At 70.8% G+C, this 16,301-nt stretch carries 16 protein-coding genes and 1 pseudogene; 9 read left to right on the top strand and 8 right to left on the bottom strand.

Annotated features, from left to right (window positions below; genetic code table 11):
• The first annotated feature begins 7 nt into the window (after window positions 1–7).
• The 3 genes from ACZ561_RS14315 (at window position 8) to ACZ561_RS14305 (ending at window position 4,121) form a co-directional block, all read left to right on the top strand.
• Window positions 8–1,042 carry a hypothetical protein gene (locus tag ACZ561_RS14315; RefSeq protein WP_470993954.1) on the top strand — a complete coding sequence of 345 codons (1,035 nt, stop codon included), beginning with the start codon at window positions 8–10 and terminating at the stop codon, window positions 1,040–1,042.
• 72 nt (window positions 1,043–1,114) lie between these two features.
• On the top strand, window positions 1,115–2,071 hold the full coding sequence (locus tag ACZ561_RS14310) for a sigma-70 family RNA polymerase sigma factor (RefSeq protein ID WP_470993952.1): 957 nt from the start codon (window positions 1,115–1,117) through the stop codon (window positions 2,069–2,071).
• A 1,681-nt stretch (window positions 2,072–3,752) separates the two neighbouring features.
• On the top strand, window positions 3,753–4,121 hold the full coding sequence (locus ACZ561_RS14305) for a hypothetical protein (RefSeq protein ID WP_470994469.1): 369 nt from the start codon (window positions 3,753–3,755) through the stop codon (window positions 4,119–4,121).
• Window positions 4,122–4,482: 361 nt separating this feature from the next.
• Here the strand turns inward: ACZ561_RS14305 and ACZ561_RS14300 are convergent.
• The 3 genes and pseudogenes from ACZ561_RS14300 to ACZ561_RS14290 form a co-directional block, all read right to left on the bottom strand.
• Window positions 4,483–4,638 (bottom strand): annotated as a pseudogene (locus ACZ561_RS14300) (sulfurtransferase TusA family protein); the annotation flags it as partial.
• Window positions 4,635–5,816, bottom strand: coding sequence for a cysteine desulfurase family protein (locus ACZ561_RS14295; protein ID WP_470993949.1), 1,182 nt, complete (start codon window positions 5,814–5,816; stop codon window positions 4,635–4,637). The gene ACZ561_RS14295 and the pseudogene ACZ561_RS14300, both read right to left, overlap by 4 nt.
• Before the next feature lie 23 nt (window positions 5,817–5,839).
• Window positions 5,840–6,517, bottom strand: a complete 678-nt coding sequence (locus ACZ561_RS14290; protein WP_470993947.1) for an ArsR/SmtB family transcription factor — start codon at window positions 6,515–6,517, stop codon at window positions 5,840–5,842.
• A gap of 88 nt (window positions 6,518–6,605) precedes the next feature.
• Here ACZ561_RS14290 and ACZ561_RS14285 point away from each other — a divergent pair, with 88 nt between their 5' ends.
• Both ACZ561_RS14285 and ACZ561_RS14280 read left to right on the top strand, forming a co-directional pair.
• Entirely contained in the window at window positions 6,606–7,982 is a 1,377-nt protein-coding gene (locus ACZ561_RS14285) for an MBL fold metallo-hydrolase (protein WP_470993945.1), read from the top strand.
• Window positions 7,979–9,262: an MFS transporter gene (locus ACZ561_RS14280; protein WP_470993942.1), complete on the top strand. Its 1,284-nt coding sequence runs from the start codon at window positions 7,979–7,981 to the stop codon at window positions 9,260–9,262. Before ACZ561_RS14285 ends, ACZ561_RS14280 begins: the two co-directional genes overlap by 4 nt.
• A 169-nt stretch (window positions 9,263–9,431) precedes the next feature.
• Here the strand turns inward: ACZ561_RS14280 and ACZ561_RS14275 are convergent, their stop codons facing one another.
• Genes ACZ561_RS14275 through ACZ561_RS14265 form a run of 3 tightly spaced genes read right to left on the bottom strand, consistent with a single transcriptional unit; the run spans window position 9,432 to window position 11,624 of the window.
• Window positions 9,432–10,499: an ArsO family NAD(P)H-dependent flavin-containing monooxygenase gene (locus ACZ561_RS14275; protein WP_470993939.1), complete on the bottom strand. Its 1,068-nt coding sequence runs from the start codon at window positions 10,497–10,499 to the stop codon at window positions 9,432–9,434.
• On the bottom strand, window positions 10,496–11,263 hold the full coding sequence (locus ACZ561_RS14270; RefSeq protein WP_468271283.1) for an aquaporin: 768 nt from the start codon (window positions 11,261–11,263) through the stop codon (window positions 10,496–10,498). Before ACZ561_RS14270 ends, ACZ561_RS14275 begins: the two co-directional genes overlap by 4 nt.
• Before the next feature lie 46 nt (window positions 11,264–11,309).
• Window positions 11,310–11,624, bottom strand: coding sequence for an ArsR/SmtB family transcription factor (locus tag ACZ561_RS14265; RefSeq protein ID WP_470993936.1), 315 nt, complete (start codon window positions 11,622–11,624; stop codon window positions 11,310–11,312).
• A gap of 74 nt (window positions 11,625–11,698) precedes the next feature.
• On the opposite strand from ACZ561_RS14265, the gene ACZ561_RS14260 reads away from it, so the two are divergent.
• The 4 genes from ACZ561_RS14260 to ACZ561_RS14245 all read left to right on the top strand — a co-directional run bounded on the left by ACZ561_RS14260 (window position 11,699) and on the right by ACZ561_RS14245 (window position 14,276).
• A complete protein-coding gene (locus ACZ561_RS14260; RefSeq protein WP_470993934.1) occupies window positions 11,699–12,337 on the top strand; it encodes an arsenate-mycothiol transferase ArsC in 639 nt (212 codons plus the stop codon).
• Window positions 12,338–12,386: 49 nt separating this feature from the next.
• A complete protein-coding gene (locus ACZ561_RS14255; RefSeq protein WP_470993931.1) occupies window positions 12,387–12,800 on the top strand; it encodes an arsenate reductase ArsC in 414 nt (137 codons plus the stop codon).
• Window positions 12,801–12,805: 5 nt separating this feature from the next.
• Window positions 12,806–13,783, top strand: coding sequence for a thioredoxin-disulfide reductase (trxB, locus tag ACZ561_RS14250; RefSeq protein WP_470993928.1), 978 nt, complete (start codon window positions 12,806–12,808; stop codon window positions 13,781–13,783).
• Between the two features lie 211 nt (window positions 13,784–13,994).
• The gene (locus ACZ561_RS14245; RefSeq protein ID WP_470993925.1) at window positions 13,995–14,276 is read left to right on the top strand and encodes an Rv3488 family transcriptional regulator; all 282 of its coding nucleotides are present in this window, start codon (window positions 13,995–13,997) and stop codon (window positions 14,274–14,276) included.
• A 13-nt stretch (window positions 14,277–14,289) separates the two neighbouring features.
• On the opposite strand, the gene ACZ561_RS14240 is transcribed toward ACZ561_RS14245, so the two are convergent.
• Both ACZ561_RS14240 and ACZ561_RS14235 read right to left on the bottom strand, forming a co-directional pair.
• On the bottom strand, window positions 14,290–14,784 hold the full coding sequence (locus ACZ561_RS14240; RefSeq protein ID WP_470993921.1) for a DoxX family protein: 495 nt from the start codon (window positions 14,782–14,784) through the stop codon (window positions 14,290–14,292).
• A gap of 102 nt (window positions 14,785–14,886) precedes the next feature.
• The gene (locus tag ACZ561_RS14235) at window positions 14,887–16,161 is read right to left on the bottom strand and encodes an APC family permease (RefSeq protein ID WP_470993918.1); all 1,275 of its coding nucleotides are present in this window, start codon (window positions 16,159–16,161) and stop codon (window positions 14,887–14,889) included.
• Between the last annotated feature and the right edge of the window lie 140 nt (window positions 16,162–16,301).

Here is a 16,301-nt window from a genome sequence, read left to right as displayed (position 1 = left end):
GAGAAGCATGTCCACTCAAGCCGCGGCCCCGGCCAACGCGTCGCCCTCACCCTGGCCGAGCGTGGCCAGGGCAGTCGCCTTGCTCACGGTGAGCATCAGCCTGCTGCTCACCGCCTTCGCCTGGCCGTCAGTACGCTCATCGGTGCATGCTGTGCCGATCGCCGTCGCCGGGCCCGCACCCGCCGTCAAGCAGATCACGCCCTTACTCGACCAACGGCTTCCCGACGGTTTCGAGGTCACAGAGGTCGCCGACACGGCCGCCGCCGAACAACTGATCCGCGACCGCAAGGTGTACGGGGCGATCGACCTGAGCTCTGGCACCCCACAGGTCATCACCGCATCCGCCGCAAGCACCGCAGTCGCGCAGGCCCTGAACAGCATCGCGACCGGTCTCAGCCAGGGACAGGGAAGCAGCACAGCGGTCACCGCCCGCGACCTCATCCCGCTGCCGGCCGGTGACCCGCGCGGTGCCGGACTGTCCGCCGGAGCTCTGCCGCTGGTCATGGGCGGCCTACTCGCCGCCCTGCTCTTGACCAGGCTCGTCCGCGGCAACCTCCGCCGCGTCACCGGAGCGTTCGCCTTCGCCATCACCGGCGGACTTGCCGTGGCAGCGATCCTGCAGTTCTGGCTCGGCTCACTCGACGGCTCCTACTGGGCCAACAGCGGCGCCATCGCCGTGACCATCGCAGCCACCTCCCTGAGCATCCTCGGCCTCGAGTCACTGCTCGGGGACGTCGGCTTCGGCCTCGGCGCCGCCACGATGATGCTCATCGGCAACCCCCTGTCGGGCACAGCGACATCACCCGAGATGCTGCCCGGCTGGTCCGGCGCCCTCGGCCAACTGCTGCCCCCCGGGGCCGGAGGCCAACTGCTGCGCTCCACCGCCTTCTTCGACGGCCACGGCGCCACCCGCTCCGCCACCGTCCTGGTGGCGTGGCTCACGCTCGGCGTAGTGCTGTGCCTGGCCGGCAACCTGCGCCGCCGTCCTACCGCCACCGTCGGAGACAGGGACGCACAGCCGGCCCTGCACGCGACGGTCTGACACCACAGCACCCACCGGCCTGGGACGTCCCCGCCCAGCGCCACAGGAAACGGCGTTCTTAAGGTGGTTCACATGGACAGCGCCGCCACTGATCATTTCGACACCAGTCGGTTCGAGGCCAGCCGGAACAGGCTGGCCTCGCTGGCGTACCGGCTCCTGGGCTCCGCCACCGACGCCGAAGACGCCGTGCAGGACGCGTTCCTGCGCTGGCAGGCCGCCGACCGGCAGCGGATCAAGGTGCCGGAAGCATGGCTGACCAAGGTCGTCACCAACCTGTGTCTCGACCGGCTCCGCTCGGCGCAAGCCCGCCGCGAACGCACCGCCGGCGCCTGGCTGCCCGAACCGCTCCTCGACGGCGACCCGATGCTCGGCCCGGCCGACACCTTCGAGCAGCGCGAATCGGTCTCCCTGGCCCTGCTGACGCTCATGGAGCGCCTGTCCCCCGCCGAACGGGCCGTCTACGTCCTGCGCGAAGCGTTCTCCTACAGCCACGCCGAGATCGCCGAGATCCTCGACATCACCGAGTCCGCGAGCCAGCAGCACCTCCACCGGGCTCACCGCCGCATCACCACCGCCCGCAGCGGCGGCGCCGAAGTCGACGCCGCATCCGCCCGCAGGATCGTCGAGGAGTTCCTCGCCGCCGCCGCCTCGGGCCGCACCGAGCGGCTGGTGGCGCTGCTCACCGACGACGCGACCGCGATCTCCGACGGCGCCGGCGGCCTGGCCGAGAAGCTGCTGCGCTACGACACTCCGCAGCGCATCGCCGCCGTCGTACGGGCCGGCTTCAAACCCACGGACGCGAAGCGGCGACTTGCCGGTGGCACGCCCGCCATCCACTACGCACTCGTCAACGGCGTCCCCGCCATCCTCTTCGTGGTCGGCGACCAGGTCGTCGGCTCCACGATGTTCGACATCATCAACGGCAAGATCGCAACCATGCACGGCATCGCCGCCCCCAACCGCCTCGCCCGCCTCACCGAAGCCTGGCGGCAGCACGAACCGGACGCCCCGCTCGTCGCCCAGTGGTGACCCCACGCTATCCCCGGCCAGGCCCAGCACCCGCGCTGACCGCTGAGCCAGCCGACCGGGCGTCACGGAACACAGCGACCTTCCCACGTGCCAACGCCGGACGCCCCCGTCTTTCCTAGGTGCTCGCTCGTGAAACAGGCGACCGGCTCCACGGGCGGCGATCATGCTCCATGAGTTGTTACAAACCGTCGACCGCGGGCTCCCGCCCGTGGTACATACAGTACGACGGGAACGGGAACGGGAACGGGAACGGGAACGGGAACGGGAACGGGAACGGGAACGGGAACGGGGCGGGAACGGGGCGGGGCGGGGCGGGGCGGCTCGGGGAGGCTGAGACAGCGGCACAAATAGCGGGGGATGACCGGTTGGCCGAACCGGCGATCCCCGGCACCATTGATGGTCCACCGCCACTACCTGCCCGCCAGGCGACCCGTGCCACTCGACACGGGCTACCTCAGGCGGCCTCCCAAAGGCCGGCGTCAAGAACTCGGGCGTCCTGCGTGATGCTGCCGGGCATGAAGTGCCGACAGGTGCGACAGGTTTCCTCGACGGACTTGCGCCCATCCACTCGGCGGACATCGGTGATCGACATTCCTTTACCCAGGGCATTTGATGCGAAGTGGTGACGGAAACCGGGCCCTTAGTTGAAATCGGTCACCCCGGGCACGGTGGGGCAGTTCCTCGATGACCTTGAATCCAATGGCGTCGGCCGCGGCAATCAAGTGAATATATGCCGGATCCCGAGAAGCTGGACTACAGCACCAAGGCTCTTGCGGTGGCCGACAAAGACCTCACGCTGGAGACCACGATGATCGTCGGCTGCAGTCTCCGCAATGGTGACGAGCGCGCCGTGAATATCAACAACGTAGTCACGGTTCCGCGTATTCCTGAACCACCTTCTGCACCAATTCACGGCGGGCCTCGGCTACGGTTGGGGCCGCCTTCACCTTGGCCTTGCAGAACACCGCGCGGCACTCTATCGCGGCGTCCTGTGCACTGAATCTGGTCTCCTCGCGTTACTTCCCCACCGCATCCCGGAATCGGATCGTGTACGTGTGGGAGCAGCGCGCCTGCCTCGCGCAGTCGCAGGGCTTGAAGAACGCGCTCATCCCGCGGGCGAGCTGTCGAACCATGAGCGGGAGACTTCCGGAGCCGACCGGACGACCGCCGGCCCGGTCCCCCGCTGTCTCGCCCGGAGGTCAGCATCGGCGGAACGGGGTCCGGTCTCATGCTGAGTGTTTGCTGACCTGGGCCCAGCCATCAAGGTCCTGACCTGCACAGATGCCCAAATGCCAGATGTAGGACTTGAACATGGTACGCATCATCGAGGCACTCCCGGACATAGGCTCCCTGCCTGCGTTTTTGCAGGTCAAGGGCGGTTTTCCTACCTTACAACGAGTCGCATGTTCGGTCAGCTTTCACCAGGTTTTTGAGGACTGATGCTGACCAATTGCCGACATCCTGACGCACCGTCAGGCAGGTTCCGAGGGGCTCAGCTGGCTCGCTCGCTCCCCCACCGCGACGACGACGCCAGCCTACGCAACGACTGTCGGGAGTCGTCCGGGACCACCCTCGCCGTGAGCGGATCCACGGCGGCGGGTGGACGGTCGGCACGCGCCGGAGCCTGGGGTCCCGGGGCCCAATGCTTGTGCTGTGGCCGGCCCGCGGACGCGGTGCCGGCATGAACCAAACCGCCCATCCTTCGATCTGCCCGACCCCCACTGCGGCAAGGACCTGCGCGCCCGCGGTGCCCGACGGCATCGAGGCGCTGATCCTGGACTTCGACGGAACCCTCGCCGACACGGTGGACGGCCACGAGCAGGCACTGCGAGCGGCGCTGCACCCATACGGCGTCGGTCTGGACCACGACTGGTATCGCCGCCACGTCGGCCTGTCCATCCACGATCTGCTGACCGCCCTGCCAGGCGGCGGCCGATCTCGCGAGGGCGAGAGCCCGGACCGGGGGCGCAAAGGGGGACGGGCGATCGTCGGCCAAGGCCGGGCGCAGGAGATCGGCCGTCGGACCTTCGGCCTCTTGACCGACGCGTAGCGCGGCGGCTCCTGCTCGTCCGGTCGGCGGCGTATCCTGCCGGCCGCCGTCGCATCCGCAGGAATCGCCGCAGCAGCCTCCGGACTTCGTCCTGGGACCCCGCGCCCGGGACTGTCGGACCAAGGGACAGGAGGACCGGGCAGGCCGCCGGCTCGGCGGGTTGTACGTGGCTCAGGTGCTCGACTGTGCCCCGGAGCCGTCCCGGGCCGTGCGGTGCCAGGGGGCCGTCGGGCCTGGTGGCCAGAGCATCGGCGAAGAGCCGGAGGGCGTAGACGGGCCGGCCTTCCGGGTCGGGTACGGGGCCGAGGTAGTCGTGGCCGGTCATGTGGCACCAGGCGGGCAGGTCGAGTGGGGCGGCGGGGTCGGTGGCGACGACGTGGACGACGGTGTCCGGCGCCGCTCCGTCGATCTCCTTGCGCAGGCGCAGCAGGAGCGTGACGCAGAGCAGACCGGTGCCGTCGACAACTAGGTCCGGGACAGAGGTGCGGGAGTCCGCAGGGTCGGAGAACGCGGTCACAGTGCGGCGGCTCCCTCGGTGAGAGCGGTGACCGCCGTCTCGATCTCCGCGGATGTCGTCCAACGCCCGAGGGAGAGCCGAAGGGCACCGAGCGCGCGGGTCGGTTCGAGGCCCATGGCGGTCAGAACGGGTGAGGGGCTGTGGGCTCCGCTGTGGCAGGCCGATCCTGTCGAAGCGGCGATACCGCCGGCCGCGGCGAGGAGTTCGTGCCCGAGTACGCCGTCGATGCAGACGTTCAGGGTGTTGGGGAGGCGTTCCCGCTCCGGGCCGTTGAGGTGCACGCGTCCGGGGAAGGCTGCGACGAGTTGCGCGTGGAGGTCGTCGCGCAGGGCGGCGACGCGAGCCGGGGCCCCGGCGGTGAGCTCCTCGGTCGCGATACGGGCGGCGGCGCCGAGGGCCACGGCCAGTGCCACGTTCTCCGTGCCGGCACGCAGGCCATGTTCCTGGCCGCCACCGTAGACGACCGGTTCGAGGCGGACGCCATCGCGGACGTACAGCGCGGCGGCCCCCTTCGGCGCGTACATCTTGTGGCCGACCACGGTGAGCAGGTCGACGCCCAGTGCCTCGACGTCGATCGGGATCTTGCCCACGGCCTGGGCGGCGTCGCAGTGGAACAGGGCCCCGTGCTCGTGCGCGAGGGCGGCGAGCTCGGTGATCGGCTGGAGGGCGCCGGTCTCGTTGTTCGCAGCCATCACCGACACCAGGACCGTGTCGTCGGTAAGGGCACCGGCCAGTGCGGCGGGGTCGACGAGGCCGTGCCCGTCGACGGGCAGCACGGTCACGCGTGCTCCGTGCAGGCGTTCCAGGGCGCGACAGGTCTCCAGGACCGCCGGGTGCTCGGTCGCCTGGGTGATCATGTGCGGGCGCGAGCGGCCGGAGGCCAGTACGGCGCCGCGCAGCGCGAGCAGGTCGGCCTCGGAGCCGGAGGCGGTGAACACGATCTCACCCGGCCGGGCGCCGAGGAGGCCGGCGACCTGGGTGCGGGCCTCGGCGAGCGCCTGGCGCGGCGCCTCGGAGAAGGGGTGGCTGCTGGAGGGGTTGCCGAAGAAGTCGGTCAGGTGCGGCAGCATCGCCTCGGCGACCCGCGGGTCCACGGGTGTGGTGGCGTTGTAGTCGAGATAGACAGGCCCACGGGCGAGTCCCGGGTGCGGCGGGATACCGCCGATCGCGGGGAGCACGTCAGATCCTCCGGGCGCGGCGCTCACGTGAGGTCCGCCGTGTCGACAGGCAGGTCGGCCAGGCGCCACTCCACCATGCCGTCGTGGAGGCGGATCGCCCGGCGTCCACGGCCGGTCAGCAGCCGTACGGCGTCGTAGGCCAAGGCGCAGTACTCGCCCCGGCAGTAGACGACGATCTCCTCGCCCTCGGGCAGCTCTCCGATGCGGTCCGTCAGCTCCGCGACCGGGATGCTGAGCGCGCCGGGGATGTGCCCGGCCCGGTACTCCTCCACCGGCCGGACGTCGAGCACCGTCACTCCCCCAGCGGCGACGCGGGCGCGCAGTTCCTCATGGCTGACCTCGGCCGCCGCGTCGTCGCCCAGGTAGGCGTCCCGGGCTGCGGGGACGGCGGACTGGTGGCGGTCTGCCACCTTCCGCAGGAGGACGAGAAGCCGGGCGACGTCGTCTCCGGCGAGTCGGTAGTGGATGCGGACACCCTCGCGTCGGGTGGCGACGAACCCTGCCTGCTTGAGCGTCTGCAGATGGGCGGAGGCCGTGGTCAGGTTCAGCCCGGATGCCTTGGCGAGCGCGTCGACAGTGCGCTCGCCCTGGGCCAGCAGATCAAGCAGTTCAAGGCGCTTTCCACTGGCCAGCGCCTTGCCGCTGGCCGCGAAGGCGTCGTAGAGGGCGGACTTCCTGACACTGCTGGTGGCTTCCCGCATTGCTTCCTCCAAATATCTATGGATTACTGTAAACGAAGTCCGGCGGCATCGCACTCCGCCCGGCAGTCAGCTTCGGAAGGACAGGACCATGGGCTTCGCCGATCATCTGATTCCGCTGGTCGACCAGGGCCTGGGCAACAGCGCCTACCTCGTCGGCCTCGGTGACGGCCGCGCGCTCGCCGTAGACCCGAGCCGCGACCTGCGGACCCTGAAGGCGGCCGCCGCCCGGCGCGGACTGCGCGTCGCGTTCGCCGCCGACACCCACCTGCACGCCGACTTCCTCTCCGGCGCGCTCCAGCTCGCCCACGACGACGACGCGACCGTCCTGGCCTCCGCGGCAGGACAGCGGGCCTTCGACCACCGGGGCCTCGGCGACGGCGACGAGGTCGACCTGGGCGGCCTCACGCTGCGGGCCCTCGCCACCCCGGGCCACACCGACGAACACCTCTCCTTCCTCCTCCTCGACGGCAGCCGGGAGCTGGGGGTCTTCACCGGCGGCTCGATGATCGTCGACTCCGCGGCGCGCACCGACCTCCTCGGCGCCGACCGCGCCGAAGAACTCGCCCGCGCCCAGTACCGCTCCCTCCACCGCCTCACCGAGCTGCCGGACACGACCGCCGTATGGCCGACACACGGCGCCGGTTCGTTCTGTTCCGCCCCGCCAGGGGCCGAACGCACCAGCACCATCGGCAACCAGAAGCAGACCAACCCGCTCCTCGCCGCCCCGGACGAGGACACCTTCGTACGACAGCTCCTCGCGAGCCTCGGCTCATACCCGGCCTACTTCGACCTCCTCTCCGAGGCCAACCGGCGCGGCCCCGCCGTCCTCACCACCTCACCCGCACTGCCCGGCCTGACGGCCGACCAGGTCCGCACCCTGCTCGCGGACGGCGGCCATGTCGTCGACGCCCGCCCGGCGGCCGACTACGCAGCCGGCCACATCCCCGGCTCCCTGTCGATCCCGCTGCGCGGCCAGTTCGCGACCTGGCTGGGCTGGCTCCTGCCCGACACCGCCCCGCTCGCGTTCGTCACCAACGACGACCAGGACCTGTCGGAGGTCGTCTGGCAGTCGTACAAGATCGGGTACGAGCGGCTGGCGGGCCGTCTCTCCGGTGGCATGGCGAGCTGGACGGCGGCCGGAAACCCGCAGACCACCACCGAGTTCGTCACCGCCGAAAGGGCCGCGAACCGCCCGTACGTCGACGTGCGGCAGGAGTCGGAGTTCGCGGCCGGACACGTCCCCGGAGCCCTCGGCATCGAACTCGGCACGCTCCCCGCGCATGCCGCCGACGCCCCCGCGGGCGCGGTCGTGGCCTGCGGTCACGGCGAGCGCGCCATGACCGCCGCAAGCCTCCTGGAGCGCGCCGGCCACACCGACATCGCCGTCCTCGACGGCGGACCGGCCGACTACGCCGCCGCACACGACCAGAAGCTCGCCCAGGGAACCGAGGGCACGCCCGCGTGAACGCCACCCCTTCGACCACGTCACCGACCGATGCACACGGGCGGCCCGTCCGCCTCGGCCTGCGCGAGAACCGGCTGCAGTTCACCCTGCTCGTCATCGTCAACATCTGCGTCGGCGGACTCGTCGGACTCGAACGCACCACCGTGCCGCTCATCGGGTCCGAGACCTTCGGACTCACCAGCGACCTGGCCGTCTTCTCCTTCATCATCGCCTTCGGCGTCACCAAGGCCCTCACCAATCTGGCCGCCGGTGCGCTGACCGCCCGCTTCCGCCGCAAGCAACTCCTCGTCACCGGCTGGCTGATCGGCATACCCGTCCCCTTCGTCCTCGCCTGGGCGCCGTCGTGGGGCTGGATCGTCGCGGCCAACGTGCTGCTCGGCCTCAACCAGGGCCTGACCTGGTCGATGACCGTCAACATGAAGATCGACCTGGTCGGCCCGTCCCGCCGCGGACTCGCGACCGGCCTGAACGAGGCCGCCGGATACACCGCCGTCGGCGTCACCGCCCTGCTCACCGGTTACCTCGCGACGTCCTACGGCCTGCGCCCCGTCCCGGAGTTGATCGGTGTCGTGTTCGTCGTCGCCGGACTGGCCCTCGCCCTGGTCGTCCGCGACACAGCCGCACACGTCGCCCTCGAACTCGCCCAGCACTCCAAGCCGCTGCCCAGCGACGAGGACACCGGTCTGAAGGCCACGTTCATCCGTACGTCCTGGCGCAACCGCTCCCTGCGCGGCGCCAGCCAGGCCGGCCTGGTCAACAACCTCAACGACGGCCTCACCTGGGGCGTCTTCCCCCTGCTCTTCACCGACCACGGTCTCGGCCTGGCCGCCGTCGGCCTCATCAAGGGCCTCTACCCGATCCTGTGGGGCATCGGCCAGATCCCCACCGGCCACCTCGCCGACCGCGTCGGCCGCAAACCGCTGATCGTCACGGGCATGCTCGTCCAGGCGGTCGGGTTCGTCCTCGCTCTCGCCCTGCTCGACAGCCCCCTGCTCGCCGGAGTCCTCTCCGCGGTCTTCCTGGGCCTCGGCACCGCCATGGTCTACCCGGCCCTCATCGCCTCCATCTCCGACCACGCCCACCCCGCCTGGCGCGCCAACGCCCTGGGCACCTACCGGTTCTGGCGCGACATCGGCTACGCCGTCGGCGCTCTGGTCGCCGGGATCCTGGCCGACTGGCTCGGCCTGAACGCCACCGTCATCGCCGCCGCCGTCCTCACCGCGGCCTCCGGCCTCCTCGCCGCCCGCTGGATCACCGAACACCGCCCCGGCACCCGTTGACCGCCGACCGGCCTCGCCAAGGCAAGCAACGCCGGCCCCAAGTCCAATCAACGGCCCGGGAGCACCCGCCCGAAACTGCCACGGACCGGTACCCGGGCACGCAGCCGAAAGAGCCGTGATCAGCCACCCGCCCAGCTGGTCACTTGCGGCCGTCGGCACGGTGAGGGCCCTACCTTGACCCATCTGCCAGGAGAGCGGCGATCGCGCGGGCGGCTTCGCGAGCGGGGCGGCCGACGCCGATGAGGGTGGCGGAGGCGGGGCCGGTCCAGTCTCCGTAGCCGAGGAGGTGGAGGCGGGGTTCGCCGATTGCCTGGGTGCCGGTCGTGGGAATGTGGCCTCGGGGTCCGCGCAGGCCCAGGGGTGCGAGGTGGGAGAGGGCCGGGCGGAAGCCGGTGCACCAGATGATCGCGTCGGCGTCCGCCGTGGTGCCGTCGGCCCACACGACGCCGGTCGCGGTGATCCGGTCGAACATCGGCTGGGCTTTGAGCCTGCCGGCGTCCCGCGCCTCTCGTACGGGCGGTACGGCGACGATGTCGCCGAGGGAGGCCACACCACCGGTGTCGGTACGACCTTCGTCGAGGGCGCGGCGACGGGCCGTGGCGTGGTCGAAGAGGGCGCGGCCGTCGATGTCGTCGGCGAGGTAGCGCGGTTCGCGCAGGGTGACCCAGGTGAGGTCGGTGTCGTATGCGAGGTCGGCGGCGACCTGCGCGCCGGAGTTGCCGCCCCCGACCACGATCACCCTCTGCCCGGCGAAGTCGCGCGGGCTGCGGTAACTGACGGTGTGCAGCTGGGCGCCAGCGAACTCCGTACGGCCGGGGACGGCCGGAACGAACGGGCGTGACCAGGTGCCGGTGGCGCTGATCACCGCGCGGGCCCGCCAGGTCCCCGTGTCCCCCTCGACCCGCAGGAAGTTGCCGTCCCTGTAGACCGCCTCGACGCGGACCGGCCGTACGACCGGGAGCTCGTACCGCTGCTCGTAGCCCTTCAAGTACGTGACGACGTGCGCCGCGTCCGGGTACGTCTCGCCCTCCTGCGGCGGCATCAGGCGGCTCGGCAGCGAGGAGTACGCGGCGGGCGAGAACAGGTGCAGGGAGTCCCAGGTGTGCCGCCAGGCCCCGCCGGGGGCCGTGCCCGCGTCGAGGATCACGAAGTCCAGACCGAGCCGGCGCAGGTGGTAGCCGGCGGCGAGTCCGGACTGGCCGCCGCCGATCACCAACACGTCCACGTGCTGGGTCACTCGCTCGCCTTGGGCCGCATGAAGATGACTGCGACCAGGGCCAGGCCGACGATCGCACCGATCAGCTGCATGCCGATGAAGCCAGGGACGGAGGCGGGGGCGATGCCCGCGAAGGTGTCGGTGAAGGCGCGGCCGATGGTCACCGCCGGGTTCGCGAAGGACGTCGAGGAGGTGAACCAGTAGGCGGCGCCGATGTACGAGGCCACGGCGACCGGCGCGAAGCGGAGGCGGTCCGTACGGGCCAGGCCGAAGATCAGCAGGACCAGGCCGGCTGTCGCGACGACCTCGCCGAGGAGCAGGTTCCCGGCGGAGCGGTCGTGCGTGGACCACTTGACCAGCGGCTCGCCGAACATCGCGTCCGCGAGTACGGCACCCAGGACCGCGCCCACGATCTGGGAGGGCACGTAGACGGCGAGCTCGCGGGCGTTCACCCCGGCGCCGCCTCGACGGGCGGTCCACCACTCGGCAAGCGTGACGGCGGGGTTGAAGTGGGCGCCGGAGACCGGGCCGAGGAGGGCGATCAAGACACCGAGGCCGAAGACGGTGGCGGTGGAGTTCGCGAGCAGCTGCAGCGCGACGTCATCGGTGAGCTTCGTGGCCTGGATGCCGGAGCCGACCACGATCGCCACCAGTGCGGCAGTGCCCACGATCTCGGCGGCGGCACGGGCGGCGAGCGGGGTGCGGGGCGGGGTGGCGCCGGGGGCGGGCTGCGGCGACGTGTCGGCGGCTATGGCGTCGCTCGCGGCGGGCTCGGTGGCGGTCACGGGCGGGGTCTCCTCGGACAGGTGAGGCACAGGGGCAGGGTCAGGGTCAGGGGCAGGAACGCTTGAAGTTCGCCTCGGCGGTCAGGCGCGCGGTCTGCGCGAGAGCGGCGAACTGACCGGCAAGCTGCTCGATAACGTCCGGCCGGAGCCGGTAGTAGGTGAACCGGCCGCAAGGCTCCGTCTCCACGACCCCGGCCTCGCGCAGCACTCTCAGGTGGTTGGAGAGGTTGGTCTGCTTGGCGCCGGTTTCCTCCACGAGGTGGCTGGTGCACAGCGTCTCACGGGAGAGCAGGGTCACGATCTGGAGTCGCAGGGGATCGCCCAGAATCCGGATCAGATCAGCATCGACTGACGTCATCATGGACTGATACTCTCACATCACCCGGAGCTGATACCAGCCTGGGCTGACCTCTTTGAACCCAGGGGGTTCTCGCCATGACCGCGTCCCCGTACCCGGTCCTTCCCGACGAACGCCTCGCCGCCGGTGTCGCCCGACTCGCCGTGCGCCATCAGGGCCGATTCTCGGTCGAGACGGTACAGCGCCTCGTAGCCGACTCCTATGAGCGCCTCGCGCAGGCCGCCCACATCCGTACCCACCTCGTGGTGCTGACGGAGCGGTTCGCAGCCGAGCGGCTGGACGCACTCGCGCACCTGGAGACCGCGCCCGTGGTGGGCCGGCCGACGCGTGTCCTGTTCGTCTGCAGCCACAACTCCGGCCGCTCCCAGATGGCCGCCGCCCTGCTCGCTCACCGCGCCGACGATGAGGCCATCGCGTCCTCCGCCGGGACGGAACCGACCGGCCAGGTCGACCCCCACGTGGTCCAGGTGCTCACCGAGGCGGGCGTCCCGCTGGAAGACGCCTACCCGAAGCCGCTGACCGACGAAGTCGTCCGGGCCGCCGACATCGTGGTCACGATGGGCTGTGGCGATGCCTGCCCCGTGATCCCCGGCCCCCGCTACCTGGACTGGCCGATCGCGGACCCCGAGGGCGCCCCGATCGCCGTCGTACGGAACATCCGCGAAGCCCTCGATACGCGCATCACCGCCCTGCTGGACAGCCTGCCCGGCTCATGAAGCTTTCGGTTCCCTGCAACACGCTTGTCCCTGCCATAAGGAAGAACTGATGACCGCTCCGCTCGCCTCCGTGCTCTTCGTCTGCGTCCACAACGCCGGCCGCTCCCAGATGGCCGCCGGCTTCCTGCGCCACCTCGCCGGCGACCGCGTCGAGGTCCGCTCCGCCGGCTCCCTCCCCGGTGATCAGGTCAACCCCGCCGCCGTCGAGGCCATGGCCGAACTCGGCATCGACATCGCCGACCAGAAGCCCAAGGTCCTCACTGTCGAGGCGGCGCAGGCGTCGGATTACATCATCACCATGGGCTGCGGCGACGCCTGCCCGTACTTCCCCGGCAAGACGTACCTCGACTGGCAGCTGGAGGACCCCGCCGGCCAGGGTGTCGAGGCCGTCCGCCCCATCCGCGACGAGATCAAGACCCTCATCGAGGGCCTGATCGCCGACATCGACGCCAAGAAGGCGTGAAAGGCGTGAGCGACCAGCCCGACGGCATACGCGACGTCGTCATCATCGGTTCCGGCCCCGCCGGATACACCGCCGCCCTCTACACCGCCCGCGCCCAGCTCAAGCCGCTGCTCTTCGGCAGCTCGATCTTCGTCGGCGGCTCCCTGACCACCACGACCGAGGTCGAGAACTTCCCCGGCTTCCCCACCGGCATCGACGGCCCCGACCTCATGGACAACATGCGGGCCCAGGCCGAACGATTCGGCGCCGAGATGATCGACGACGACATCGTCTCCGTCGACCTCACCGGCGACATCAAGCTCCTCACCGACTCGGAAGGCGCCGTCCACCGCGCGAAGACGGTGATCATCGCCACCGGCTCCGGCTACCGCAAGCTCGGCCTGCCCAAGGAGGACGAGCTCTCCGGCCGCGGCGTCTCCTGGTGCGCCACCTGCGACGGCTTCTTCTTCCGCGACCGCGACATCGTCGTGGTCGGCGGCGGCGACACCGCCATGGAGGAAGCCACCTTCCTCACCCGCTTCGCCCGCTCCGTCACCGTCGTCCACCGCCGCTCCACCCTCCGCGCGTCGAAGGCCATGCAGAACCGGGCCTTCGCCGACGACAAGATCTCCTTCGCCTTCGACAGCGAGATCGCCGAGATCAAGGAAGAGAACGGCATGCTCGCCGGCGTCGTCCTGCGCGACACCCTCACCGGCGGGACCCGCGACCTCGACGCCACTGGACTGTTCATCGCCATCGGCCACGACCCGCGCACCGAACTCTTCACCGGCCAGATCGACCTCGACGACGAGGGCTACATCAAGGTCGACGCCCCCTCCACCCGTACGAACATCCCCGGTGTCTTCGCCGCCGGCGACGTCGTCGACCACACCTACCGCCAGGCCATCACCGCCGCCGCCAGCGGCTGCCAGGCCGCCATCGACACCGAGCGATACCTCGCCGCACGGACCCCGCGCGCCGAGCCCGTCGGCGTGACCGCCTGACAAGACGCGGAGAGGGCTGCCGAACGGCACCCCAAGCGGGAAAGGCGGGACCGACCGTGGAACGCCCGCCGCCTCCATGGGAGATCAGGTGCACTGATTCAAGCACCTGATCTCACCGCGCGTCGGCGTAGGATCGGATTCCGATATCGGATTCGTCACTGCCCGGCGGGTGTGGAGGGTGGACTGCGGTGCGGGAGTTCCAGCGGGCGCGGTGCGGCTGCACATCCTGCATCACGCGGCCGAGGAGGAGATCCACGGCGCGTGGATGACCGAGGAACTGGCCTCCCACGGCTACCAGATCAGCCCCGGCACCCTGTATCCGACACTGCACCGGCTCGAGGCCGACGGACTGCTCAGCTCCGAGCAGCGGGTCGTCGACGGCCGGACCCGGCGCGTCTACAAGGCGACCGAGGCGGGGAAGAAGGCCCTGGCCGAGGACCGCAAGGCGCTGGCGGAGCTGGCCCGCGAAGTCCTCGGTGACGAGCTGTCCTGAGACCGCCGCCGCGTCACGGGCGGGTCGCGGCCTCCAGTTGGGCATGCCGGGCCAGACGGGCGTCCATGGAATACACGCCGGCCCCGACGATCAGCAGAAAAAGGCTGCCGCACAGCTGGGCCAGGTCGGTGCGGGACTCGTGGACGAAGTCCCACCAGCCCGACTCGCCGTTGAACAGAGGAGCGTCGCCCCAAAGGATCGGGACCTTGGTGATCAACAGCGCGCCGAGCATGTTCACGATCATCGGCACGGCGGCGAGCCGGGTGAGCAGCCCGGCCAGGATCAGCACGCCGCAGACGATCTCAAAGATCCCGTCCAGGGGTCCGAAGAATCCCGGGGCGGGGATACCGGCCTTGTCGAACCGGGCGGCGCCCAGCTGATCGGGGTAAAGGAACTTCTGAATACCCTCGAAGAGGAACACCGCCCCGACGTAGAGGCGGATGAGTACCACCGCTCCGGGCGCATCCGTCGAGGTCAGGCGGGTGGGCCAGGTGCCGTGCTGGGTCATGAGGGCCCCTCTGTCAACGAGACTGTCGGGTGCCGACATCGTCCCGCGCGGCAGAGGGGCACCGCCGGTTTTCCGCATACGCGGGGCGGGCGCGTCGTACGGCTACGGCCTGTGGCCGGCCACCGCGCGGCGGACCGCGAAGGCCGCGGCGCCGACGGCCAGCACCACGGCACCGGAGATGACCGAGGTGAGCGGCAGGGCGAAGGCAAGGACGAGGCAGCCGGCCAGGCCGAGGACGGGGACGATGCGCGCGGGGCGGCCCTCGTCCGGGGTGAGGGTCCAGGCGGAGGCGTTGGCGACGGCGTAGTAGGCCAGCACGCCGAAGGACGAGAAACCGATCGCTCCACGCACGTCCGCCGTCGCCGCGACCACCGCCACGACCACGCCGACGACGAGTTCGGCCCGGTGCGGGACTTTGAAGCGGGGGTGGACGGCGGCCAGGGCGTGTGGCAGGTGCCGGTCCCGGGCCATCGCGAGGGTGGTGCGGGAGACGCCGAGGATCAGCGCGAGCAGCGAACCCAGCGCGGCCACCGCCGCGCCGACGCGTACGACGGTTACGAGCCAGTCGGCGCCCGCGGCCCGGACCGCGTCCGACAGCGGCGCGGTCGCATCCGCCAGCCCCCTCGGGCCCAGCACCGTCAGGGCGGCGACGGCGATGACGGCGTACACGACGAGCGTGATGCCGAGCGCGATCGGGATCGCCCTGGGGATCGTACGGGCCGGGTCCCGGACCTCCTCGCCCAGCGTGGCGATGCGGGCATACCCGGCAAAGGCGAAGAATAGCAGCCCCGCCGCCTGGAGGACCCCGCCCGCCGTGGCGTCGTCGCCGATGTCCAGCCGGCCGGCGTCCGCCGCGCCGGAGGTGAAGGCGGCGACGGCCACGGCGGCGAGCACCGCCAGGACGACAGCCACGATGACGCGGGTCAGCAGCGCAGACTTCTGCACCCCGGCGTAGTTCACCGCCGTGAGCGCCACCACAGCCGCGACGGCCACCGCATGCGCCTGGCTCGGCCACACGTACGAACCGACGGTGAGCGCCATCGCCGCGCAAGACGCGGTCTTGCCGACCACGAACGCCCACCCGGCCAGGTAGCCCCAGAAGTCGCCGAGCCGCTCGCGCCCGTAGAAATACGTACCTCCCGAGGCCGGGTAGAGGGCCGCGAGCCGGGCGGAGGAGGTGGCGTTGCAGTACGCCACCACCGCGGCCAGAGCCAGACCGAGCAGCAGCCCGGAGCCGGCCACGCCCGCGGCCGGGGCAAGCGCGGCGAAGATCCCCGCGCCGATCATCGACCCCAGGCCGATCATCACGGCATCGGACAGGCCGAGCCGCCGATGCAGCTCATCGGGCACCCCCGGCGCTGTCGGTGGCCTACTCATGGGTTCACTCCTCGGCTGCACGGGGAACGTGTCTTACGGGCCTCGATATCGGCAGACGATATATTCACGCCGCGTCGCCCGGGCCGCCGGGTACGCACGCGGCCGGCCAGGCACAGGACCATACGAAGAGCCGCCGCCCC

It is taken from the genome of Streptomyces sp. NPDC039609 (assembly GCF_055596705.1).
The sequence above is the reverse complement of the archived record's forward strand: the minus strand, read 5'-3'. Positions and strand labels throughout refer to the sequence as shown.

Coding starts and splice junctions, on each gene's coding strand:
- ACZ561_RS14315 (WP_470993954.1), top strand. CDS start 8: ATGTCCACTCAAGCCGCGGCCCCGGCCAACGCGTCGCCCTCACCCTGG.
- ACZ561_RS14310 (WP_470993952.1), top strand. CDS start 1,115: ATGGACAGCGCCGCCACTGATCATTTCGACACCAGTCGGTTCGAGGCC.
- ACZ561_RS14305 (WP_470994469.1), top strand. CDS start 3,753: ATGAACCAAACCGCCCATCCTTCGATCTGCCCGACCCCCACTGCGGCA.
- ACZ561_RS14290 (WP_470993947.1), bottom strand. CDS start 6,517: ATGCGGGAAGCCACCAGCAGTGTCAGGAAGTCCGCCCTCTACGACGCC.
- ACZ561_RS14285 (WP_470993945.1), top strand. CDS start 6,606: ATGGGCTTCGCCGATCATCTGATTCCGCTGGTCGACCAGGGCCTGGGC.
- ACZ561_RS14265 (WP_470993936.1), bottom strand. CDS start 11,624: ATGATGACGTCAGTCGATGCTGATCTGATCCGGATTCTGGGCGATCCC.
- ACZ561_RS14260 (WP_470993934.1), top strand. CDS start 11,699: ATGACCGCGTCCCCGTACCCGGTCCTTCCCGACGAACGCCTCGCCGCC.
- ACZ561_RS14255 (WP_470993931.1), top strand. CDS start 12,387: ATGACCGCTCCGCTCGCCTCCGTGCTCTTCGTCTGCGTCCACAACGCC.
- ACZ561_RS14240 (WP_470993921.1), bottom strand. CDS start 14,784: ATGACCCAGCACGGCACCTGGCCCACCCGCCTGACCTCGACGGATGCG.
- ACZ561_RS14235 (WP_470993918.1), bottom strand. CDS start 16,161: ATGAGTAGGCCACCGACAGCGCCGGGGGTGCCCGATGAGCTGCATCGG.